Raw genomic sequence first — 21013 nt, forward strand, 5'->3', positions numbered from 1 at the left:
AATAACGCCAAAAAAGCAAAGCTTTGTTGGCTACGCTAGCCGCTGTGACACTAAAGCTTGCCTCAAAGAGGCAGAAATTTTAGGTAAACTGATGTGGAAAATGTTTGCGAAGCAGGGCAAAAAGCTCCTCTTCAAACTCTGCGTTGTCGTCTGCTTTTCCAACTAAAGTCGATGCCACCGAATGCGTTTTTGTACGACGATTCGCATAAGGCTCCAGCACTTCCGTGATAATGCCACCACCGGCAATATCATACTCATCGACGATGACGAAACGTCCCAATTTTTGGTTCTCGTCAAATTGTTCCATCGCTAAAATATCATGCAAACGAAAAACCACGTTGGCGGCTTCATGACGACCCACACTTGGCTCATCGGCGTGGTCTAGCGTATCGCCATCAATCACACGTTTAATCTCTTCAAGATAGATGGTACTTTGTGCCGAACCTATCTTGATTTTATACGGCTTATCAAGCTCCAAAGGTTTGGCGCCCAACCAAAAAAGATTGGCAACAAAGCGGTTGCTCACCTTTGGCTCACTCTGGTCAGCCCTTGCTACCACTTCGCCATTGCGCACATAAATTTGCGTTTGAAGCGTAAAGCCGATCGCTTCGCTCTCTTTCACACTCGTTTTCAGAGGCGTGTTAAAACTCTCGATGCTCGCCACACGTGAACGTTTCAAAGAAGGGTAAAAGATGACTTCATCGTTTACATGTAATTCTCCACTGGTCACGGTTCCTGCGTAAATGCGTCTATCGTCGTTATCGCGTGTAAATTTATACACATCTTGTAAAGGCATTCTAAAATGCTCTTCTTTTTTTTCTTCCACACTTTTGAAACTATCTAAAATTTCTAAGACAGTCGGTCCTTGATACCAAGGCGTAGAGGCGGAATGCTCTATGAGATTGACTCCTTCACGCGCACTGATTGGGATGAAAATATCGCTTTTCACACCCAGTGTTGCGAGGTATTCGCTGTACTCAATTTTCAGTTTGTTAAAAGTAATTTCGCTAAAACCCACTAAGTCCATTTTATTGACCACAATCGCTACTTGTTTGATGCCTAAAAGGGAAAGCAACATTCCGTGACGTTTGGAGTTTTCCGCTACGCCTTCTTTCGCATCAATGAGCAAAAGCGCCGCTTCCGCACGTGACGCTCCGCTAATCATGTTTTTCAAAAATTCGATATGACCGGGTGCGTCGATGATGATGTACTCACGTTTTTTACTTTGGAAAAAAACACGCGCACTGTCTATCGTAATGCCTTGCTTTTGCTCATCGGCAAGTGCGTCAAGCAAGAAGGCATACTCAAACGGACGTGCATTGTTTTCACACATCTTTTTCACACTCTCTAGTTTTCCCTGTGGCAATGAGTCGGTGTCGGCAAGCAGACGCCCGATGAGCGTACTTTTGCCGTGATCGACGTGCCCTGTGATGACAATATTCAGTCTTTGCATTACATATATCCTTCTTTTCTGAGTGCTTCAAGTGTGCCGCCGCCGTCTTTATCTTGGGCACGACCTGAGCGTTCTGCGATGTCTTTGAACTTTCCACTGGTAAGCTCTTCGATAATCTCTTTTGGGTTAGATGCCACCGAATCCACAGGAGCGGTGCAGGGAAAACAACCTAAAGAGCGGTAGCGTTTGCCGTTGCCTTGATCAAAATAGAGTGAGATAATAGGAATGTTTTCCCTCTCTATATACTCCCAAATGTTCAGCTCCGTCCACTCTAAAAGCGGGTGAATGCGCACATGTGTTCCTGGTGCAAAGTCCGTTTTGTACTGATTCCAAAGCTCTGGTGGTTGGGTACTTGCGTCCCATTCGCTTTTTTCATCACGTGCTGAGAAAACACGCTCTTTGGAGCGGCTTCCCTCTTCATCGGCTCTAACACCTACGATAACGCCCGTATAGGGTGCTCCGTTTAATTCATCTTCCCATACTTTTTTGTAAGGGTTCCATTTGCGTCTTGCCCATGTTCCATCGAGCGTGTATTTGAGCGCGTCGCTTTTGAGCTTTTTACAGCAACTCAAACGATCAAGTCCATTCACGAAAGTTTCGCCTTTGGCAAGCGCTTCTTTGTTTTGTCCAACGACTAAGTTTAAGTCCCATTGGATGGCGATTTCATCACGGTAACGAATCATCTCTGGAATTTTAAACGCTGTATCAATGTGTACCAATGGGTAAGGTACGTGTCCAAAAAATGCTTTTCGAGTCAGCCACAAGAGTACGGTGCTATCTTTGCCGATGCTCCAAAGCATGGCAAGATTGGGGAAGCTTCGATACGCTTCACGCAAAATATAAATACTCTGGGCTTCAAGTCTGTCTAGATGATCCATTAATTTAATCCTTCATTTTTTATAACGCCAACAGAGCAAAGCTTCTTTTGGCTACGCTAACGCTGAGTTTTCTTCGGCAGAATGCCCACGCTTCGCTTTTGATTTTTAATACGCATTCAAAGCAAAGTTTCTCACGCTACGCTAGGCGCTATGCCACTAAAGCTTGCCTCTGCGAGGCAGAATTAACTTTTATGCAGATGCAATCCGCACTCTTTATGTTCGGGATTTTCCCACCACCATCTGCCTGCTCTGATATCTTCGCCTTCTTTCACGGCTCTGGTACAAGGCTTGCAGCCGATGCTTTTAAACCCTTTGGCGTAAAGAGCATTTTTAGGAATGATATATTCAGCCATATAACGTTCAACCTCTTCATCACTAAAAAAAGCGAGTGGGTTAAACTTCAAAAGTTTAAAATTCTCATCAAATTCTTTTAAGTGTGTGTCACTACGGGTAATGGATTGGGCGATGCGAATTCCGCTAATCCAGCCGTCATAATTTTTTAATGCCTCCCTTAGAGGCATAATTTTTCGCACATGACAACACTCTTTGCGTAAACTAATATCATCAAAAATGCCATATTCTCCGACTTTTGCTTCTAACGTAGCAATGGCATCATCGCTTGCGCTAAAACGTTGAATCGTTATGCCAAAAAAGGCTTCTATCTCTTTTTCATACGCATGTGATTCATCAAACAGTTTGTGTGTATCTAGCGTAAACACATCAAAATCAATACCCGCTTTTTGCGCTAAAGAGATGGCGATGGCATCTTCATTTTGGTGGCTAAAGGCCAACGTCACGTTTAAACCTTTCGCTCCAATATGCTCTTTCAATACTTTAATAGCTTCAGCGATTTTAGATTCGTATGTTTTGCTCATATCTGATACTCCGGCTCAGTTTTTTCGCGCCCGAAATCAATCTTATTCCACGCACGTTCATGAAAATAATACAACGTCGTTTTAGTAATGAGCTCGAATGCGCCGATAGAAACAGCAGCAAGCGGACTTCCCGTGACGATAAAACTAATAAGCATTGTGTCGATAGTTCCTGTTGCTCTCCACGAAATTGCTTTTGCAATGCTTCGTTTTTTATGCTCTATCATGACGCCTCCTTTTAAAATTTTCAGAATAATAGCGGTTTTAGAAGATAATGTCAAGTATAATTATTAAAATAGTCAAGATTAAAATTGGAGCAAAATTTTTTGTGCTTATAAAAATGATAAGTGACGATTTAAAAAATGGATATGGATATATTTTAACTAGAAAGAATTCAAAAAGGTTTTGTAAAAGATGCGTCGATGGTGGGACGATTCCCACCATCACTAAAGTAAGTTTTTAATCGCGTCTTCGATGGATTCAGGCGTCGTCGCCGGTGCAAAGCGTTCGATGACAGTGCCGTTACGGTCAATCAAAAACTTCGTAAAGTTCCATTTGATGGACTCACTGCCCAACAATCCCGTTGCCTGAGCTTTTAGGAAACGATAAAGAGGATGCGCATTGTCCCCGTTCACCTCTATTTTGGCAAACATGGGAAACGTTACCCCATAATCCAGCTGACAGAAGCTCTCAATCTGCGCTTCATTCAAAGGTTCCTGAGAAGCGAATTGATTGCACGGAAAGCCTAGGACTTCAAACCCTCGGTCATGGTAGGTTTTGTAGAGCTTTTCGAGTCCTTCAAATTGCGGAGTAAAGCCGCACCTGCTGGCGGTATTGACGATGAGAAGGACTTTGCCTTTAAACGAAGCCATGGATACGGGTTGGTGATGAATATCGACCACTTCAAAATCATAAATTGACGGTGTTGCCATAAGAAGACTCCCTATAAGCATGAGTAAGGAAAAGGTTTTCATGCCTCGCTCCTATGAAAATATGGATAAGATGCATTTTCATCTGCGGTATGTAAACAGATGACGCAACTATTGTAGCGCAAGCGAATGGATGTTTTGGCTTAAAAGTAAATATTAAAAACAGAACCAACATTCACTTCAGAGTCGATGACGAGTCTAAAGCCATTGTCTTTGCAGATGGTGTTTACGATGTCCAAGCCGATGCCAAAGCCGCCTTTATCGCTGTTAGCGCGTTTGTAGCGCTTGGTGATGTCGCCTAATTTTGAACTTTCGATGCCAATGCCAGTGTCTTTGATGCTGAGTTTTTCTGGTGTCAGACTCACGTCGATGCTTCCGTCTAAACGGTTGTATTTGATGGCGTTAGAGAGCAGATTATCAATGAGTTTGATAAGGCTTTCTTGATTTACATGTAAAAATTTTTCTTCCAGTTCGAGCGTTAAATCAATGCGTTTGCTTAGCATCAAATCGGCAAAATATTCGACCCGTTCCTCGATGAGTTTTTTCACATCAACATCGCTTTTCTCTTCATTTTTCTTGTCGTGCAAGAGCATGTAACTGAGGTTTGCATACAGTGTTGCGATGCGCTTGGCGCTGAGTTCAATGCGTTTGCGCTTTTTTTCTTCCACATTTTTAAGCGTGCCAATGCTCATCAAGATTGCCGTGATGGGCGTATTGAGTTCATGCGTGGAATCTTTGATGAAGGTATCGAGCGTTTCGATTTCCGCTTGGATGGGCTTTAAAAAGAGCTTGGCAAGCACGTAACCAAGGAGCGTTGCAAAGGCAAGGCTGAGTAAAAGATAGAGAATGATTTCATACAAAATCGCGTTTAGAAGATGTGAAATGTGTTTTTCTTTGATAACGATGTACTGCACGCCAAGATGCAGTTGTGCGCTGTCATCAATGTAGAAAAAACTGTTGTCTTTGAGGTAGAATTTTTTCGTAAAATCAGGAGCATCGTTAAACGTTACATGTAAAGGGGTGTGGTCGATGCCAAAAAGCGCTACTTCAAACCCTTTTTCAACACCAAAACACTGCTCTATAAAGCCTTGATGCAAGCAATGAACCAACCTTTCATCGTCCATCATGTGGGCGGTGATGATTTTATGCGAGATGGAAGAGGCGAGGGTATTCATTTTAAGCGAGTGCGTTTCGTACATGTTTTTCTTCTCGATGGTGTAAAACATGCCCGCAAGAATGAAGATAAACGTATAAATCGAGATCAAATAAATGAGCAAAAAACGAACGAGAGAGCGTTTTTCATAGTGGCTTAAAGACATAACCCACTCCTTTGGTGTTCTCAATCAACGCTTCAAGCCCGTAACTGCGCAGGTTTTTAATATAGGTGCGAACCGTCGCGTGCGTAGGAATCTCCTCAAAACGCCACACCTCTTCGATAATCTCCTCAAAACTGAGCACGCGATTTTTGTGTTTTAAAAAATACTCCAACAACTGCGCCTCTTTTTTGCGAAGTTTGTACGAAGTCTTGGGGGTGTGAATCTCCAAAGTGCTCGGGTCAAAAAAGAGTGCATCGGCAAGCGTGATGCGCTCATCTGCGTCAATGTGGTGCAACTTCTTCGTGCGTTCAATACGCACTAAAAGCTCTTCTAGATCAAACGGCTTTTTGAGGTAATCTTCCGCACCCAACGCAAACCCCTTTTTCACATCGCTGATCTGGTCGAGCGAGCTGATAAAAATAGTCGGTGTGGTAATGCGCGCGTTTTTGATTTCGTTTAGAAGCTCAAAGCCATTGAGACTTGGAACATTGATGTCCAGAAGCAGCAAATCAAACTGTTCCGAAAAAACAGCCTCAAGCGCCTCTTTGCCATCGTAAAAGAGTTTTACATGTAAAGCATGTTCCACTAAAAACTCTTCAATGATTTCGCTAAGTATTGGGTCATCTTCTAGGAGTAGGATTTTCATAGAGGCATTATACACGAAATCTAAAAGAGACTTATTGCATTTTTAAGTTTACATATAATGTGTGTTTAAATAAAATACTTTGTTTGAGCTTATCCCTCTACATAAGCTTAAACGCAGAGGGGATAAGTGGCTAGAAATAGCCATATATTTTTACTTTGTAAGCAGCTTAGCTAATGAATCAGCCCATTTTAATATGGAAGACTCAAGTTCTTTATTCATACTGTCAGCAATAGTTTTATTAAATTTTATTGTTGTAGAGTCATTTAAAAAGGATTCATATTTTTTTAATTTAGCTATTTCAATATTCTGATAAGCATACACGAAAGAAAGAATAACCACTTGTTTGGTTTCCGCTCTTGTTTGAGCATCTTTTGCATCCAACTGTGCTTCATATGCCGCAATATTTAATGGTACATTTGGTTGTGCTACTGTCATAATTGCTGAATAAATTGCGATACTACCATTCTTTTGTAAGTGCATTGTCAGGTCAGTTGCACCACTCAATGTATCGAACCTATTAGCAAGTTCAACTCGTTGTTTATTTTGCAGAAGAGATGGGGCTGATTGTAGCATTTGTTGGTATGCTTCAGGGGTTTGAGCCTTTTCTTCAGCACGTGTAATTTCTTTTCCTAAATCAGATTCATACCACAATAATAATTTTTTAACTTCTTCTTCATTAAGTGAGCTTTTTAAGGATGCTTTTATCCCATCAACAATAATTGAAGGTACAATTGACTCTTCAGCACTTTTAAGCATTAATTTATATTTTGTATCAGAAGTGGTGTGATCTTTTTGTTTAGCTTTATTTAGCCCTACTTTAATTAGTTCAGGATATTGATTGATCTGAGACTCTAGTCCTGATAGGGATAATAATTTATCGAGTGATTTATCCGAAACATCGGCATAACTTACAGATGCCATGAGTAAAAGAAGTGCCATTATATATCTAAATTTAAACATGTTTCTCCAATTAGTATGATTAAAATTTCATAATGAGTATAACAATAATAATGATAAAAGTAGATAAATGAATATATTTTTTAAATACTCATTCCACAAAAACTACACACACACCTCTTATACTTCCCTCATAACTTTATAAGGAGTCAGAATGAAGAAGCTATTTGTAGCGATTTTTGCGGTGTTATTAGGGTTAAGCAGTGCCTATGCTGAGGGTGTTAGCAAAAAAGGTATGGCGGGAAATTTGGAGGTTGAGTATGTAAGTGCGAAGCCTTTAACAACGGGTATGAATATGTTTACGATTACCGTGAAAGAGAACGGTAAAGTCGTGAAAGATGCCAAAGTGAGCATGAAAGTGTTTATGCCAGAGATGCCAGGCATGCCTGCGATGGAATCTGAGGCAGATGTGATGAATCAAGGCGACTCGTATATGGCGCATGCAACGTTTTCAATGCACGGAACATGGCAAGTGAGCATCGTGGTTGAGACGAAAGACGGCAAAAAACAACGTCTTAAATCTAGCGTAAATCTTTAATATGAAATCGCTCATTCTAGGCGTAGCTATTGCGAGTTACGCTCTAGGAGCGAGTTCACTCAGTGAGCTTGCTCTTAAAAATAATTATGATTTAAAGGCGCTTGAAGAGCAAAAATCAGCGCTCATGCAAGAGGTTGATTTGAGCAAAGTATGGGAAAATCCAAGGCTTGGCATTGGAGCAAAAGATATTTTCTTTGATAAGCCTCTTAAACGTGACACGGGAACCCAAAATGAATTCTTAGAGCTTTCCCAAAAAATACCGACAAGTTCAAAGCTCGACATCAAAGCCTCCATCGCACAGCAAAATGTCGCAGTCAAAAGCCTTGAAATTCAAGATAAAAAACTGGACATCACCAACACGGTGATGAGTTTGCAGTACACTTTAGGGCGCATTGATGCGGACATGCAGACATTGGCGCGGTATGAAAAAGTATTGACCGATTTAAAAGCGGCGCACTTAGCGTATAGCAGTACCGTGAGTGCCCACTACAATCAAACGCTCTCCAACACCATTTTGGAGAAAAATATCGCCATTTTGCAAAAGAGTTTAGTGCGCGAAAAAGGCTCGGTGTTGCACAAACTTGAGAGCATTGTCAATACGCCTGTGAACGAGAGTGCAAAGCTTGATTTAGCACGGCTTCCTTATACCAAAAGCAATGAAGAAGCAACCCTCAAAGAGCGCAACCCAAAACTCTTGCTTCAAAAAATCCAAACACAAAAAGAGCTGAACAATCTCCACTATGAAAAAGCGCAAAAAATTCCCGATGTGACCGTCGCCCTTGGGTACAATCACCGTGAGAGCAGGGACGATATGTGGTATCTCTCTTTTTCCATTCCATTGCCGATTTACGGGCGTGAAAACCTCTCGATTCGCAAAGCGGAATTGACGCAAAATGCTACTGAACAGAGTGAAAATGCGCTACAAAACAAGCTCATTTTTGACTTGCAAGATGAACTTTTGAACAAAGAGCTTCAGTCGGAGAAAATCAGCCTTAACCAAGGGATTTTGGACGAGAACCGACGTATTTACGACAATATTCTCTCTACCGCATTTAGTCAAAACGATGCGCTTGTGAAATTGCTGAGCAATCTTACCACGTCGCTTGACACGGAACTTAAAATCAACGCTTTGATGCTAGGCTACGACCTTTCATGTTTAAAAATCAACTATCTATTAGGAGAGCTGTAATGAAACGACTTTTTTTATTTTTGTGTGTGGTGATGCTGAGTCTTTCGCCGCTCAGTGCCAAACAGCTTTTCAATGTCAAAACCATCAAAGTCACCAAAGTCGTTGATGGCGAGTACAAGGATTTTTACGGTTACACCAAACCCAACGAAGAGACTACACGTGATGTGGTGCTTCGTTATGATGCCTTTGTTGGTGACATCTATGCCAATAAAATGCTCTCCTATGTCAAAAAAGGCGAGCCGTTGTTTCGTGCGTATTCTCCTGAAGTGTACACCGCGGAGCAAGAGTTACTCGGAGCGCTTCGCATCAACAACAAAGGGATGATTGAGAGCATCGCGCAAAAGCTCAAACTTTTGGGCGTGGACGAGGGAGTTATTCATAAAATTATGACCGATAAAAACACCCCTGAGCAGATCACGACGTATGCGCCATATAGCGGGTATATCACACAAAAGAAGATCAACCAAGGCTCGTTTGCGCCTAAAGGAAGTAGGCTCTATGAGCTGAGCGATTATAGCAATTTGTGGATGATGGTAAGCGTGTATGAAAAAGATGTCGCGTTTGTGAAAAACACGAAAAATGCCGAGCTCTTTTTTGACATTACCCCAAAGCCTTATAAGGCGAAAGTCGATTACATTTACCCCAGTGTCGATGCCAAAACCAAAAGCGTTGAAGTACGTCTTTTAGTTGAGAACACTGCGTTAGAACTTCCCATCAACGCGTTTGCGAGAGTGCGTTTTAGCGGCATGAAAAAAGAGTACCTTAGCCTTCCAAAAAGTGCGGTGCTGACCAAAGGAAGCCAACACTTTGTTTTTGCCAAAGGCGAATTTGAGGGCGAGTACGAGCAAAAAGAGGTGATCGCAAAGCGATTATCAAACGATACCTTTGAGGTTGAGAGTGGTGTAAAAGAGGGTGACGAAGTGGTTGCGAGTGCGTTGTTTATGTTTGATAGTGACGCGCAAATCAACGGAGCACTCCAATGATAGACGCCATTATCAATGCCAGTGTCAGGAACAAATTTCTGGTTATCTTGGGTATTGTCATTGCATCGTTGGTCTCCATTTGGGCGATTAAAAACACTCCCTTAGATGCGTTGCCAGACCTGACACCACCGCAAGTCATCGTCAATGTCAAGTACCCGGGGCAATCGCCAAAAATCATCGAAGATCAAGTGATTTACGAGCTTTCCAACTCTTTGCTCTCGGTGGCTAAAGCCAAGACGGTTCGGGCGTTTAGTTCGTATGAAAATGCCATCGTGTACATCATCTTTAACGATGACACCGACATGTACTGGGCAAGAGATCGGGTGAGCGAAGTCATCGCTTCCGTGTCTAAAAATGTTCCTCAAGGCGCAAGTATCAAGTTAGGACCTGACGCGACAGGTATCGGTTGGGTGTTTGAGTATGCGCTCAAGTCCAAAAATAGAAGTTTAGAAGAGCTTAGAAGCATTCAAGACTACCTCTACCGCTACGCACTTTTGGGAGTCGATGGTGTGAGTGAAGTGGCGAGTGTGGGCGGCTATGTGAAAAACTACGAAATTACCTTGCACAAAGACGCACTGGTAAAGTACAACCTTAGTGTCGCGCAAATAAGTAAAGCACTTTCTTCCAATAACCGCGATTTGGGTGGGAGAGTGCTGTTGGAAAACGGGTATGAAAACATCATCCAAGCCAAAGGATTTGTGAGTTCTTTAGAAGAAATCGGCGCTATTGCTCTCCAAACGACAAATGGCATTCCGCTCACCATTAAAGACATCGGCGATGTACGCATCGTGCCAAGTTACCGCAACGGTTTGGCTGAACTCAATGGTGAAGGTGAAGTGGTGGGCGGCGTTGTTGTCGTGCGCTACAAAGAGAACGCTTACAAGGTCATTCAAGCGGTCAAAGAGAAGCTGGCTTCTTTACATGTAAACGATGTGGAAGTGGTCACGACGTACGATAGAAGCGATCTTATCACCAAAGCCATCGGCAATTTGGAACACACACTCCTAGAAGAGAGCATCGTGGTTTTAGCCGTGGTGATGCTCTTTTTGCTTCATTTTAGAAGTGCGCTCATCGTTATCATCGTTTTACCGCTGACTATTGCGCTGACGTTTTTGTGTATGAAACTTTTTGGGTTGGAGTCCAACATCATGAGTTTGGGTGGCATTGCTATTGCCATTGGTGCGATGGTTGATGCGTGTATCGTGATGATTGAAAACGTGCACAAAAAGCTTCTGCATGAAGAGCATCTCACCCCTGCTAAACGCAACGAAATCATCATCGCTTCATCCAAACAAGTCGGGCGTCCTATCTTTTTTGCCCTCATCTTAATCGTCGTGAGTTTCTTGCCGATTTTTGCGCTCAGCGGACAAGAGGGCGCACTGTTTAAGCCGCTTGCCTTTACCAAAACCTTTGCGATGCTCATCGGCGCGGTGCTTTCCATAACGCTTGTGCCTATTTTGATGCTCTTTTTTATCAAAGGTGGTATCGTGAGTGAACATAAAAATCCGCTCAATCGCTTTTTTATTTGGCTCTATCAGCCACTTTTGAGCGTGTTTATCCGTTTTCGCTATGTCGCTTTAGTGCTATTTGCGCTCATCATGGTTTATGGCGGTTACGTGTTTACCCATCAAAAATGGGAATTTATGCCGCCTCTTAATGAGCAGACGTTTATGTATATGCCCGTGACACCCTATGGCATTAGCATCGACTTAGCAAAGGCGTACACGCAAAAAACCAATGAAGTGATTAAAAGTTTTCCTGAGGTTGAAACGGTCTTTGGTAAAGCGGGACGCGCAGATAGTGCGACTGACCCCGCGCCGCTTTCGATGATAGAAACCATCATCCAGTTTAAACCAAAAGAGCAATGGCGAGAAGGTGTGACGTATGAGAGTTTGTTAAACGAGATGGAAGACAAACTTCAGGTCATGGGGCTTGTGAACTCATGGACGTACCCGATTCGTGGGCGCATTGATATGTTGCTGACTGGCATTCGTACACCTGTGGGCATCAAACTGTACGGAGACAATAACAAAGACCTTGAACTCTATGCCAAGAAAATCGAGCAAGTTTTACAAGGGTTTGGCGCGACCAAAAGTGTTTTTGCCGATAAATCCAATGCGGGCTATTTTCTCAACATTAACCTAGATCAAACCAAACTGGCCGAGTATGGACTCAGCAAAGATGAGGTGTTGCAGTTTATCGACAGCGCGATGGGTGGGGCGAAAGTGAGTACCTATTTTGATGGGATTGAGCGTTATCCGATTTCATTACGCCTTGAGCAAGAAGACCGTAAAGATTTAAGTGTCATTAGCGAACTGCCGATAAAAACGGCGTACGGCTTCCAACCGCTCAAAAACGTTGCGAAACTCAGCTACGACGTCAGTCCAAGCGTGCTCAAATCTGAAATGGGCAAGAAAGTGACGTTCATCTATATCACGCTCAAAGAGGGTTACAGCTCACGAACGTATAAAAAGGAAGCAACGGAACTGCTCAAGTCCGTGCAACTGCCGACGGGATTTTACTTTACATGGGCAGGCGAGAGCGAATACCTAGAAAGTGCGATGGAGAGGCTCTCTTACATCGTGCCAATCACGCTTGTCATCACTTTTGTGCTCATTTTCCTAGGGCTAGGCAAAATCAAAAATGCGGTAATCGTCTTTTTAACCCTACCGTTTGCGGCAGTGGGCGGCGTGTTATATCTTAATTACCTCAATTTCAACCTCTCCATCGCTGTCGTGGTCGGCTTTTTAGCACTCATTGGTGTTGCGGTAGAAACGGCGATAGTCATGATCATCTACCTTGAAGAGGCGCTTTTACATGTCAAAGAGCATACACGTGAAAATGTCAAACACGCCATTTTTGAAGGTGCGGTGATGCGCGTGCGCCCCAAACTGATGACCGTTTTCGCCATCCTCGGCGGACTTTTACCCATCATGTACCTAAACGGTGTAGGAAGCGAAGTGATGCAACGCATCGCCGCCCCGATGATCGGTGGTGTGGTCAGTTCTGCGGTTTTAACGCTTCTCATCATTCCTGTGATTTACTATATGGTGCAGAAAAAAGTGGACTGAAAAAGTGTTTACATGTAAACCTTTATTGGAAGCGATACCATTTGGTGTATAATCGTTTAATTTTTGAGAAAGTGCGATTTATGGACGAACTTATTTTAAGCATCATCAGCTTTTTTGCTTCCATCATCACGGCGATAACAGGCATCGGTGGCGGGTTAATGTTAATTGCTATCTTGCCCTCTTTTTTGCCTGTGAATGCGATGATTCCCGTGCATGGATTTACCCAAATCGCCAGTAATGCCTCTCGTGCCTATTTTGGGCACCGCGATATTCAATGGAGCGTCGTGCCGAAATTTTTTATGGGCTCGTTAGTCGGTGTCGGCGCTTTTGCACTGATCCTTCATCTTTTAACGTTAAAATGGATACCGCTTTTTATCGGAGTGTACATTTTGCTCTCGTTGTGGTCGCAAAGCTTTAACGAAAAAATCAAAAAATACGAAAACTATTATGTCATCGGATTTTTCCAATCAGGACTCTCCGTCATCGTAGGCTCAACGGGACCATTAGCCCTTACCAAACTGCTTAAAGATTTTGAAGACAGAGACAAAGTGGTCGTCACATCAGCGGTGCTTATGAGCATCACACACGCCTTAAAAGCGCTCGTATTTCTCTACTTTGGATTTGTTTTTTCGGAGTATCTGGTGTTGATTTTGAGCATGATCGCAGGCTCGATTTTAGGCTCCTACGTGGGCACGAAATTTCGTAATGTTATCGACGGTAAGAAATTGGTGTTGATTTTGAAATACCTACTCACCGCAATGGCGATTAAATCGATTGTGGGGATTTTTTAACGGACGAATTTACTCCCTAGTACCTTTTAAAACCTTCAGGGTAAGAATAGTTTTTGCTTTCACTTCTGTTTAGGAGGTGCATGATGAAAATCGAATCGCACAGCATCACGTATGCAACAGCGCATGAGTTCTCTTATGAAAAGACAGATACCTTCGATGAAGCGTTAGCGTCGCTTTCTTCAAGCGAAGCGACCCTTCAAGACGATTCAAATTCTCTGAGTGAAGTTGATTGGATTCGGCGTATAAAATTTATGCTGATTCAAATGTTGCTCGCTATGTTAAACGGTACGCAAGAAAAATCTTCCAGTACCGTGCAAAACATGTGCGAAGACCAATCTTTACATGTAAATCAATCCTCAAACCAATTTCGTGTGTTGAAATTTGCCGAAGTAACGTACGAATCCACTTACCAAGAAGAAGAAAGTTTATCGATGCAAACGAAAGGATGCGTTAAAACCCAAGATGGTAGAAGTATAGACATAAACCTTGATGTAACGATGCAGCGCTCTTTTTACTCCAAAACCATGACAAAAGAGACGATGATGATAGACCCGCTTGTGATCAACTTTGAGGGCAATCTGCCTGAGCTTAGCGATGCAACATTTTCCTTTGACATTGATTGCGATGGAAAGAGTGACCAAATCTCATGCCTTGCTAAAAACAGCGGTTTTTTAGCACTCGATAAAAATCATAACGGTCAAATCGACGATGGCAGCGAGCTATTTGGGACACAAAGCGGCAATGGTTTTAAAGACTTGAGTCAATACGACATCGATGGCAACCAGTGGATTGATGAAAATGACCCTATCTTTGACGGGCTTCGCATCTGGAGCAATCATGAGCTGATAGGCTTAGGCGAAGTGGGAATCGGTGCGATATATCTGGGCGCTCAAAGTTCACCCTTTACGTTTAAAAACGATGCCAATGAGAGTCTAGGCTCACTGCGACAAAGTGGTATTTTTCTGTTTGAATCAGGAGATGTTGGCACGATTTCTCAGATTGATTTTGCTAAACATGGCGTTCAAGAGCCTATTGTCGAAGCTTTAGCGAAAGTGTAGAGGTGCGTTGATGGGCTACTTTTATAGTTTTACATGTAAAAAAGTTTGAATCAAAAAACTATGTGAAGTAGCCCGTATTTTTTTACTCATACCTTTTGCCGTTATACTCCAAAAACCCACCGACATGGCGATTGTGTGGGTCGTGGTGTGTCCAGTGAATGACGCCGCCTTTGTCATTGGTTTCTAAATCCCCACAAAACTTTATAACTCCACCTTCTTGTAACGGCGTCACTTTAGGAGCGATGTCGATGTTATGGGTGATTAAGAGCGTTTTGCCTGAAGATAGTTTGACGATGAAACGCTGATGGCGATTGCCTACGTTGTCGTCGCTTAGAAGTTTGATGACTTTGCCCGAGTCGCACATAGGCGTGCCTGCGAAGAGTTCGAGCGTTAGGAAGATGAAGCATAAAACGGTTTTCATACGGTATGTTTACCTTTTACATGTAAAGATTTTTAGTGAAAAAGCATTGTAGCAAAGCGTCAATAAAAGAATAGGTACTAAAAGAGCTGAAATTTCAAACGTTAGGTTTTTGGGTAATGTTACTCTAATTTTATTTGATTATAGTGACAGAACTTGCTTTGAACTGGAGAGAAACATGAACTCTAAAAAAGTACCTTTATCGGTTTTAGATTTAATTCCCGTGGGAGAGGGCTTTACCATCGCACAAGCCATCGCCAATAGCACTAAACTCGCCCAAGCGGTTGAAGCGTTTGGGTATAGTCGTTATTGGGTCGCAGAGCATCACAATTTTAGCGGAATCGCCAGCGCCGCGACATCGGTCGTACTCAGTTACATCGGCGCACACACGCAAACGATTCGGATAGGCTCTGGCGGAATTATGCTCCCCAACCATGCGCCACTCGTGATTGCTGAACAATTTGGAACGCTAGAATCTTTGTACCCCAATAGAATCGATTTGGGTTTAGGAAGAGCGCCGGGGACCGATAGACAGACCATGCTAGCGCTTAGACGCGACCCCAACAATGATGGCTCGGATTTTCCTAGGATGCTTGAAGAGTTACAATACTATTTATCAAACCAAGCAGGCGCAAAAGGCATCAAAGCGGTGCCGGGTTATGGGCTTGACATACCCATCTGGTTGCTGGGTTCAAGCACCTTTAGCGCGCAATTAGCCGCACACAAAGGCTTGCCTTTTGCCTTTGCCTCACACTTCGCACCGGGTGATATGGAAGATGCCATCAGGCTTTACCGTGATAATTTTAAACCCTCGTCTTCATTACAAGAGCCTTATATCATCATCTGCATCAATGTCGTTTGTGCTGAAACAACGGAACAAGCTCACTACCTAGCGACCAGTGAACTTCAAAAGTTCCTGCACCTTCAACGTGGCGATAATGCCAAGTTATGCAAACCAACGCATGATATGAATAGTTTATGGAAAGAGTGGGAAGAAAAGAGCATACGCCATAAAACCAGAGAGTCCATCTGGGGAACGCCAGCCTTTGTGAAAGAAAAACTAGAAAGCCTGATAGAGAGAACAGGTGCCAATGAAGTGATGATACACTCGATGATTTATAATCCAGAAGATAAAATCAACTCATATGATTTGATTTCGAAGGTTTGGTTTGAGTGAGATAGGCTACTTTAAATAGTTTCTTACAATCTTTAACCTAAAAGCTTTACATGTAAAACTCTATTTTGACGCATTCATCGCGTTTAAAATGGATTTTACGTAAGGTGATTTTTGTTTGCCGTAGGATTCTTGGTCGGTAAAACCGTTGGCGAGAATCGCTTTTTTCGATGCTTCATATGCCTCTCGTGCTGCGGGATTATCTAGCATGTAGTTTTTATAGTCTAACTGCTTTTGATGTTCTTCGCTTCCGTTTTGAATCACATGAACATGCACGCAGTACTCGATGCCATCCTCCCTCACGGTTGCATCTTTGCGTGGGCGCTCTTTGGGGAACGGTTTTTCACTGATTTGGTCTTGAAATCCAAGGTGTCGTAGATGTTCAACTACCTCGTTTAAATCGTTGTTTTTGTATAAAACCGATAGATCAATAATCCCCTTGCCGCCAACTTTAAAGGAGGTGGAGCCTATATGAATGACCTCAAATTGTTCAGTCTGAATAAAATCAATCAAGCGCTTAGCCACGTCACAATAGCGCGGTGACCAAGGGTTGAAACTCGCTTCAATTTTTTGATAGTTTAAAATTTCCATAGGCGGTAATGACTCCCTATAAAGTGTAGAGACAATCGGACATATGCGATTTGTCTCTTTACATGTAAACACACAATGATGGCTATTTTTGCGAAATCGTCACAAATTGCGTCAAAATTCTTTTCAAGCTTCCCTCTTCGACTTTTTTATCATAGGTTGCGAGAATTTCTCTAGGGGCGACGATGGCTCCGAGTTTGGAGAATTGTGTTCGCATAGCGTTGCAGACATCGTTACCGCCGCTTCCTGAGTGGGTGGCGAGTTGGACGCATTTGAGCGTGAAAAGCTCTCTAAAACTCTCACCATTTCTGGATAACCATGCGATGACATTGGTCAAAACTGGGGGAATGGAGTAGTTGTACTCAGGTGCTACGACGATGTAGCCTGAGGCATTTTTCATCTGTTCTGCAAGCTGGGTGATTTTGCTTGGAATGCCTTCATTGGCCTCTTTTAAAGTGTCGTAGAGCGTTATGTTCAAATCAACTAAATTGATTATTTCACTTTTGTGTCCCATTGTTTCTAAGTTTTGCGCGATGGTGCGGGCTAACTTCATATTTTCATGTAAACTTGCAACAAATATCAAATACATACTCAATCCTTATTGAAGACAAAATAGTGTTCATTATAGTACTGACTGAGTAGGGAAGTCAAGAATAAAAGAGGTGTTTTTTTCTATTTATCTTCACGGTAAGCGAGCTGATTTCGTCCGTTATTTTTGGCTTGGTAGAGCAGGTCATCGGCTTTTTTAATGAGTTCGTGTTCTGTGGTTTGCGCATGGGGATAAAGGGTGATAAGCCCGATGCTGGCCGTAACAACGGGCATGATGAGCGAGTGTGGATTGGGAATGTTGAGCATTTGAATCGTCTTTAAAAGCGTGTTCATGAGGACAATGGCAGGCTCAAGCGGTGTGTTTCCAAGAATGATGGCAAACTCCTCGCCACCGTAACGTGAACTCAAATCGCTTGGTCTTTTGGCAACGTTTTTTATCACGGCGCCGATTTTTGCAAGGTACTCATCGCCTTTGAGATGACCAAACGTGTCATTGACGCATTTGAAGTAGTCGATGTCAATAATGGCAAGCGTTAGCGGCGTATTTAACCGAGAACACTGCTTCAAAGAGGATTTGAGGAATTGATTAAAATAGCGATGATTTGGAAGTTTGGTGAGGCTGTCTATTTTGGAAAGACGAAGCACTTTCTCTTCGGCTCGTTTGCGTTGGGTGATATTTTGGTGTGAAATGACAAAATAATGTTTCTCTTGAATCGTTAAAGGCGTGACCCGCATCATAAACCAGAGTTTTTGCTTGTCAATTGTACAAGGGTATTCAAAATAAAAAAGGCTTTTTTCAGCCTTGATGACTTTACGAATGCCTTTGGTGGCTTTGCGGCTAAATACATCCCCTGCGGCAGCAGCTTTGTCGCAGACCTCAAGGTAATTGACATTTTCCCAATGCCTGCGTGCCCCATGATGCTCTACTCCAAAGGAAATCCAACTTTGATTAACAAATACAATGACCCCATCTTCGTCAATAACGGCCATTTGTTCGGTAACAGAATCTAAAATAGCTTTTAAAAAAGCGTAGGATTCAATCAAGTAGGTGTCCTTTTTCTCTGTTTAAAGTGATGAATGTGTCAATGATGTGCTCAAAAGTCATAACATTTTGTGATTAATCATAAGATATTTTTGATTAATGTATTATTTTTGTGACCGTTGCACAAACGCTTCTGCCTCTTTTTGATAAAGCACATTCGCAACATCTTTATCGACAATCGTCATGCCAATGGGTGCTAAAGAAATGCCGATGAGTTTAAGGTGCTGAATCGCAAAAGGAATACCGATGATGGTGATAGCACACGCAAACGCGGAGAGAATGTGTCCAATCGCCAGCCAAAATCCTGCGAAAATAAACCAGATGACATTGCCGACAAATCCCCAAGTTCCCGTGCCGATGTCCTCTTTTTGATGCAGTGCTTTACGGCTAATGGCTTCTTTGCCAAACGGGAAAAAGGTAAATTGTCCGATGACAAAGCAGGCTTTTGCCCACGGAATTCCAACGATGCTAAAAAGAGCGATGAGTCCAAAAAACCACCATGCCAGCCCCATAAAAACACCGCCGAAAAGAAACCAGATGATATTGCCAAGTAATCGCATGCATTTGCCTTTTATTTTTTGCATATTGTACTTCAAAATCTGTGAAAGACGTATCGAATCGTTAGGATTCATTAGAAAATGACATATGACGTGCGCAATTAACATTTCATTTATGCAGAAGTACTACAATGAGTGTATCAAATCCCAAGGAGCATTTTATGTATGTGCACGACTGGATGTTTGGGCATGGTTTTTTCATGCCGTGGGTATTTATTTTTCCTCTTTTGTTGGTATTCATTTTTTTTATGATGATGCGCGGTTGCAGCTCCTGCCATCATCATCGCTCTAAAGACAAAGAAGATGAAGCATTGGACATTGCGCGCAAACGCTTCGCACGAGGCGAAATCGACGAGGAGACGTTTGAAAAAATCAAACAAAAGCTCTCTTAACGCAGAGTAATTTCTGAAGCGTTTTACATGTAAATAATTACATGTAAAACATTACGAACTCTTCAAGTGCGATGCGAGGTGTTCGGTAGGAATTAATGAGGGCTTCTTTATCTTCGTAGCCCAAAGCTATGCCGCAGAGTAAAAGCATATTTGGTTTAATGTCTAGAGCTTTTTTCACGATGCTTGGGTACTCTGCCAACGCAGCTTGCGGGCAGGTAGCAAGCCCTTTTTCCGCGGCACTGAGCATCACCGATTGCAAAAACATCCCATAATCCAAATACGAGCCTTTTTCTAAACTTGCATCGATAAAAAAGAAGAGCACCACAGGAGCGTCAAATGCGCGGTAGTTGAGCTTCCATTGTTCTTTTTGTCTCTCTTTGTCTTCTTTGCTAATGCCCAGTGTGGAGTACATCAAAAGTCCTGTCTCTTTACGCCTGCTTTTATAAGGCTCTTCCCATGTGGATGGATAGTAAGCGTAGTCCATGACTTCTTTCTGTCCCTGTTCAAATGCTTCAATAATGCAATTTTGAAGGGTACACTTTTTCTCTCCACTCACAACACACACGTGCCACGGTTGCATATTAACACCTGAGGGTGCATGTTTGGCATCGTCGAGTATGGATTGAATGAGTGCTTGTGGAACCTCTTTTTTTAAAAAAGCGCGTGTGGATTTTCGCTCTTTAAGTGCTTCTGATACCTTCATAGACTGCCTTTTGTGTAAATTGATGTCTTATTGTACGAAACTTTTGTAAAATTAAATAAAATCCCTAACATTAACGTCTCTTCTTTAGAAAGAAAACATGGGCTATAATTCTTTTTTTGATGAAAGGATGTACCCGTGCTATCTGCAATCGATTTTTCCATTATGGCGATTTTTCTTCCGACTTTTTTCTTTGTTTCGGTGACACCGGGCATGTGCATGACACTTGCAATGAGCCTTGGCATGAGCATCGGTTTAAAGCGCACTTTTGCCATGATGGCAGGAGAGCTTGTGGGTGTTGGTATCGTGGCACTCTCTTCGGTCATTGGAGTTGCGGCAATTATGGTCAATCATCCCGATGTTTTTACAATTTTTAAGTATGTCGGTGGAACGTATTTGGGCTATCTTGGCATTCAAATGTGGCTCAATCGCGGCAAAATGGCGCTGTCAAAAACCGAATGCTCTGTGAGTATCTCCAATCGTGCTTTAGCGTTTCAAGGCTTCATCACCGCCATTGCCAATCCAAAAGGTTGGGCGTTTTTTATCGCACTCTTACCGCCCTTTATCAACCAAGCGCGCCCACTTATTCCTCAAGTTTCTGTGCTGTTGGTGATTATTTTAAGTCTGGAATTTATCTGTCTTGTCCTCTATGCAAGCGGTGGCAATACGCTCAGAAAGTTTTTACAAAAAAGTGACAATGTCAAACTCATGAACCGTGTCGCAGGCACACTGATGATAGGTGTGGGCATCTGGTTGGCGTTTGGGTAGACACACTTTTAAAGCAAAGCTCCCAAAGCTACGCTAACGCTGAGTCCTCTTCGGCAGAGTGCCCGCGCACCTTTGGTGCTTTTAGTGCTCTTGACAGAGGAAAGTATTTGCTATATACTTGCTAACTCAAATATATAGCAAGGA

Annotated in this window: 23 protein-coding genes; 9 read left to right on the forward strand and 14 right to left on the reverse strand. The window is 42.6% G+C overall.

What is annotated here, in order from left to right; genetic code table 11:
• Positions 1-79: 79 nt before the first annotated feature.
• The 8 genes from AC5SLP_RS11330 to AC5SLP_RS11365 form a co-directional block, all read right to left on the reverse strand.
• Positions 80-1453, reverse strand: coding sequence for a sulfate adenylyltransferase subunit 1 (locus AC5SLP_RS11330; RefSeq protein ID WP_495255263.1), 1374 nt, complete (start codon positions 1451-1453; stop codon positions 80-82).
• Complete coding sequence (cysD, locus tag AC5SLP_RS11335; RefSeq protein WP_495255264.1) at positions 1453-2331, reverse strand: sulfate adenylyltransferase subunit CysD; 879 nt, start codon at positions 2329-2331, stop codon at positions 1453-1455. The genes AC5SLP_RS11330 and cysD overlap by 1 nt, the downstream gene beginning before the upstream one ends.
• Positions 2332-2513: 182 nt before the next feature.
• Positions 2514-3206 (reverse strand): phosphoadenylyl-sulfate reductase, encoded by a 693-nt coding sequence (locus tag AC5SLP_RS11340; RefSeq protein ID WP_495255265.1) that lies wholly within the window; start codon positions 3204-3206, stop codon positions 2514-2516.
• Complete coding sequence (locus AC5SLP_RS11345) at positions 3203-3430, reverse strand: DUF2061 domain-containing protein (protein ID WP_495255266.1); 228 nt, start codon at positions 3428-3430, stop codon at positions 3203-3205. The genes AC5SLP_RS11340 and AC5SLP_RS11345 overlap by 4 nt, the downstream gene beginning before the upstream one ends.
• 219 nt (positions 3431-3649) lie before the next feature.
• A complete protein-coding gene (locus AC5SLP_RS11350) occupies positions 3650-4135 on the reverse strand; it encodes a glutathione peroxidase (RefSeq protein WP_495255267.1) in 486 nt (161 codons plus the stop codon).
• 140 nt (positions 4136-4275) lie between these two features.
• Positions 4276-5451: a sensor histidine kinase gene (locus AC5SLP_RS11355; protein WP_495255268.1), complete on the reverse strand. Its 1176-nt coding sequence runs from the start codon at positions 5449-5451 to the stop codon at positions 4276-4278.
• Positions 5432-6094 carry a response regulator transcription factor gene (locus tag AC5SLP_RS11360; RefSeq protein WP_495255269.1) on the reverse strand — a complete coding sequence of 221 codons (663 nt, stop codon included), beginning with the start codon at positions 6092-6094 and terminating at the stop codon, positions 5432-5434. Before AC5SLP_RS11360 ends, AC5SLP_RS11355 begins: the two co-directional genes overlap by 20 nt.
• Positions 6095-6244: 150 nt before the next feature.
• The gene (locus AC5SLP_RS11365; RefSeq protein ID WP_495255270.1) at positions 6245-7054 is read right to left on the reverse strand and encodes a DUF2059 domain-containing protein; all 810 of its coding nucleotides are present in this window, start codon (positions 7052-7054) and stop codon (positions 6245-6247) included.
• A 151-nt stretch (positions 7055-7205) separates the two neighbouring features.
• On the opposite strand from AC5SLP_RS11365, the gene AC5SLP_RS11370 reads away from it, so the two are divergent.
• The 6 genes from AC5SLP_RS11370 to AC5SLP_RS11395 all read left to right on the forward strand — a co-directional run bounded on the left by AC5SLP_RS11370 (position 7206) and on the right by AC5SLP_RS11395 (position 14681).
• On the forward strand, positions 7206-7589 hold the full coding sequence (locus AC5SLP_RS11370) for a FixH family protein (protein ID WP_495255271.1): 384 nt from the start codon (positions 7206-7208) through the stop codon (positions 7587-7589).
• Position 7590: 1 nt separating this feature from the next.
• Positions 7591-8778, forward strand: a complete 1188-nt coding sequence (locus AC5SLP_RS11375; RefSeq protein ID WP_495255272.1) for a TolC family protein — start codon at positions 7591-7593, stop codon at positions 8776-8778.
• Entirely contained in the window at positions 8778-9761 is a 984-nt protein-coding gene (locus tag AC5SLP_RS11380; RefSeq protein ID WP_495255273.1) for an efflux RND transporter periplasmic adaptor subunit, read from the forward strand. Before AC5SLP_RS11375 ends, AC5SLP_RS11380 begins: the two co-directional genes overlap by 1 nt.
• Entirely contained in the window at positions 9758-12832 is a 3075-nt protein-coding gene (locus AC5SLP_RS11385) for an efflux RND transporter permease subunit (protein ID WP_495255274.1), read from the forward strand. Before AC5SLP_RS11380 ends, AC5SLP_RS11385 begins: the two co-directional genes overlap by 4 nt.
• An 80-nt stretch (positions 12833-12912) precedes the next feature.
• Positions 12913-13623 (forward strand): sulfite exporter TauE/SafE family protein, encoded by a 711-nt coding sequence (locus AC5SLP_RS11390; RefSeq protein ID WP_495255275.1) that lies wholly within the window; start codon positions 12913-12915, stop codon positions 13621-13623.
• Positions 13624-13703: 80 nt separating this feature from the next.
• Positions 13704-14681: an SPM autocatalytic domain-containing protein gene (locus tag AC5SLP_RS11395; RefSeq protein WP_495255276.1), complete on the forward strand. Its 978-nt coding sequence runs from the start codon at positions 13704-13706 to the stop codon at positions 14679-14681.
• Between the two features lie 82 nt (positions 14682-14763).
• Here the strand turns inward: AC5SLP_RS11395 and AC5SLP_RS11400 are convergent, their stop codons facing one another.
• Positions 14764-15102, reverse strand: coding sequence for a DUF3465 domain-containing protein (locus tag AC5SLP_RS11400; protein WP_495255277.1), 339 nt, complete (start codon positions 15100-15102; stop codon positions 14764-14766).
• A 175-nt stretch (positions 15103-15277) separates the two neighbouring features.
• Between AC5SLP_RS11400 and AC5SLP_RS11405 the strand changes: the two genes are divergently transcribed.
• Positions 15278-16276: an LLM class flavin-dependent oxidoreductase gene (locus AC5SLP_RS11405; protein WP_495255278.1), complete on the forward strand. Its 999-nt coding sequence runs from the start codon at positions 15278-15280 to the stop codon at positions 16274-16276.
• Positions 16277-16336: 60 nt separating this feature from the next.
• On the opposite strand, the gene AC5SLP_RS11410 is transcribed toward AC5SLP_RS11405, so the two are convergent.
• The 4 genes from AC5SLP_RS11410 to AC5SLP_RS11425 all read right to left on the reverse strand — a co-directional run bounded on the left by AC5SLP_RS11410 (position 16337) and on the right by AC5SLP_RS11425 (position 19012).
• Positions 16337-16864: a GrpB family protein gene (locus AC5SLP_RS11410; protein WP_495255279.1), complete on the reverse strand. Its 528-nt coding sequence runs from the start codon at positions 16862-16864 to the stop codon at positions 16337-16339.
• Between the two features lie 82 nt (positions 16865-16946).
• Positions 16947-17450 (reverse strand): NADPH-dependent FMN reductase, encoded by a 504-nt coding sequence (locus AC5SLP_RS11415; RefSeq protein WP_495255280.1) that lies wholly within the window; start codon positions 17448-17450, stop codon positions 16947-16949.
• 83 nt (positions 17451-17533) lie between these two features.
• Entirely contained in the window at positions 17534-18454 is a 921-nt protein-coding gene (locus tag AC5SLP_RS11420) for a sensor domain-containing diguanylate cyclase (protein WP_495255281.1), read from the reverse strand.
• A 102-nt stretch (positions 18455-18556) separates the two neighbouring features.
• On the reverse strand, positions 18557-19012 hold the full coding sequence (locus AC5SLP_RS11425; RefSeq protein ID WP_495255282.1) for a YccF domain-containing protein: 456 nt from the start codon (positions 19010-19012) through the stop codon (positions 18557-18559).
• Between the two features lie 158 nt (positions 19013-19170).
• On the opposite strand from AC5SLP_RS11425, the gene AC5SLP_RS11430 reads away from it, so the two are divergent.
• Entirely contained in the window at positions 19171-19401 is a 231-nt protein-coding gene (locus tag AC5SLP_RS11430; protein WP_495255283.1) for an SHOCT domain-containing protein, read from the forward strand.
• A 37-nt stretch (positions 19402-19438) separates the two neighbouring features.
• Here the strand turns inward: AC5SLP_RS11430 and AC5SLP_RS11435 are convergent, their stop codons facing one another.
• On the reverse strand, positions 19439-20104 hold the full coding sequence (locus AC5SLP_RS11435) for a nitroreductase (protein ID WP_495255284.1): 666 nt from the start codon (positions 20102-20104) through the stop codon (positions 19439-19441).
• A 135-nt stretch (positions 20105-20239) separates the two neighbouring features.
• Here AC5SLP_RS11435 and AC5SLP_RS11440 point away from each other — a divergent pair, with 135 nt between their 5' ends.
• A complete protein-coding gene (locus AC5SLP_RS11440) occupies positions 20240-20869 on the forward strand; it encodes a LysE family translocator (protein ID WP_495255285.1) in 630 nt (209 codons plus the stop codon).
• Positions 20870-21013: the final 144 nt, after the last annotated feature.

The organism is Sulfurospirillum sp. E15m, from assembly GCF_059415145.1.

Excerpts from the sequence above, each read along its gene's own strand:
- AC5SLP_RS11385 (WP_495255274.1), top strand. The coding sequence starts at position 9,758 with ATGATAGACGCCATTATCAATGCCAGTGTCAGGAACAAATTTCTGGTT.
- AC5SLP_RS11405 (WP_495255278.1), top strand. The coding sequence starts at position 15,278 with ATGAACTCTAAAAAAGTACCTTTATCGGTTTTAGATTTAATTCCCGTG.
- AC5SLP_RS11435 (WP_495255284.1), bottom strand. The coding sequence starts at position 20,104 with ATGAAGGTATCAGAAGCACTTAAAGAGCGAAAATCCACACGCGCTTTT.
- AC5SLP_RS11355 (WP_495255268.1), bottom strand. The coding sequence starts at position 5,451 with ATGTCTTTAAGCCACTATGAAAAACGCTCTCTCGTTCGTTTTTTGCTC.
- cysD (WP_495255264.1), bottom strand. The coding sequence starts at position 2,331 with ATGGATCATCTAGACAGACTTGAAGCCCAGAGTATTTATATTTTGCGT.
- AC5SLP_RS11350 (WP_495255267.1), bottom strand. The coding sequence starts at position 4,135 with ATGGCAACACCGTCAATTTATGATTTTGAAGTGGTCGATATTCATCAC.
- AC5SLP_RS11365 (WP_495255270.1), bottom strand. The coding sequence starts at position 7,054 with ATGTTTAAATTTAGATATATAATGGCACTTCTTTTACTCATGGCATCT.
- AC5SLP_RS11360 (WP_495255269.1), bottom strand. The coding sequence starts at position 6,094 with ATGAAAATCCTACTCCTAGAAGATGACCCAATACTTAGCGAAATCATT.
- AC5SLP_RS11330 (WP_495255263.1), bottom strand. The coding sequence starts at position 1,453 with ATGCAAAGACTGAATATTGTCATCACAGGGCACGTCGATCACGGCAAA.
- AC5SLP_RS11380 (WP_495255273.1), top strand. The coding sequence starts at position 8,778 with ATGAAACGACTTTTTTTATTTTTGTGTGTGGTGATGCTGAGTCTTTCG.
- AC5SLP_RS11410 (WP_495255279.1), bottom strand. The coding sequence starts at position 16,864 with ATGGAAATTTTAAACTATCAAAAAATTGAAGCGAGTTTCAACCCTTGG.
- AC5SLP_RS11375 (WP_495255272.1), top strand. The coding sequence starts at position 7,591 with ATGAAATCGCTCATTCTAGGCGTAGCTATTGCGAGTTACGCTCTAGGA.
- AC5SLP_RS11370 (WP_495255271.1), top strand. The coding sequence starts at position 7,206 with ATGAAGAAGCTATTTGTAGCGATTTTTGCGGTGTTATTAGGGTTAAGC.
- AC5SLP_RS11430 (WP_495255283.1), top strand. The coding sequence starts at position 19,171 with ATGTATGTGCACGACTGGATGTTTGGGCATGGTTTTTTCATGCCGTGG.
- AC5SLP_RS11395 (WP_495255276.1), top strand. The coding sequence starts at position 13,704 with ATGATGAAAATCGAATCGCACAGCATCACGTATGCAACAGCGCATGAG.
- AC5SLP_RS11390 (WP_495255275.1), top strand. The coding sequence starts at position 12,913 with ATGGACGAACTTATTTTAAGCATCATCAGCTTTTTTGCTTCCATCATC.
- AC5SLP_RS11345 (WP_495255266.1), bottom strand. The coding sequence starts at position 3,430 with ATGATAGAGCATAAAAAACGAAGCATTGCAAAAGCAATTTCGTGGAGA.
- AC5SLP_RS11415 (WP_495255280.1), bottom strand. The coding sequence starts at position 17,450 with ATGTATTTGATATTTGTTGCAAGTTTACATGAAAATATGAAGTTAGCC.
- AC5SLP_RS11425 (WP_495255282.1), bottom strand. The coding sequence starts at position 19,012 with ATGCGATTACTTGGCAATATCATCTGGTTTCTTTTCGGCGGTGTTTTT.
- AC5SLP_RS11340 (WP_495255265.1), bottom strand. The coding sequence starts at position 3,206 with ATGAGCAAAACATACGAATCTAAAATCGCTGAAGCTATTAAAGTATTG.
- AC5SLP_RS11400 (WP_495255277.1), bottom strand. The coding sequence starts at position 15,102 with ATGAAAACCGTTTTATGCTTCATCTTCCTAACGCTCGAACTCTTCGCA.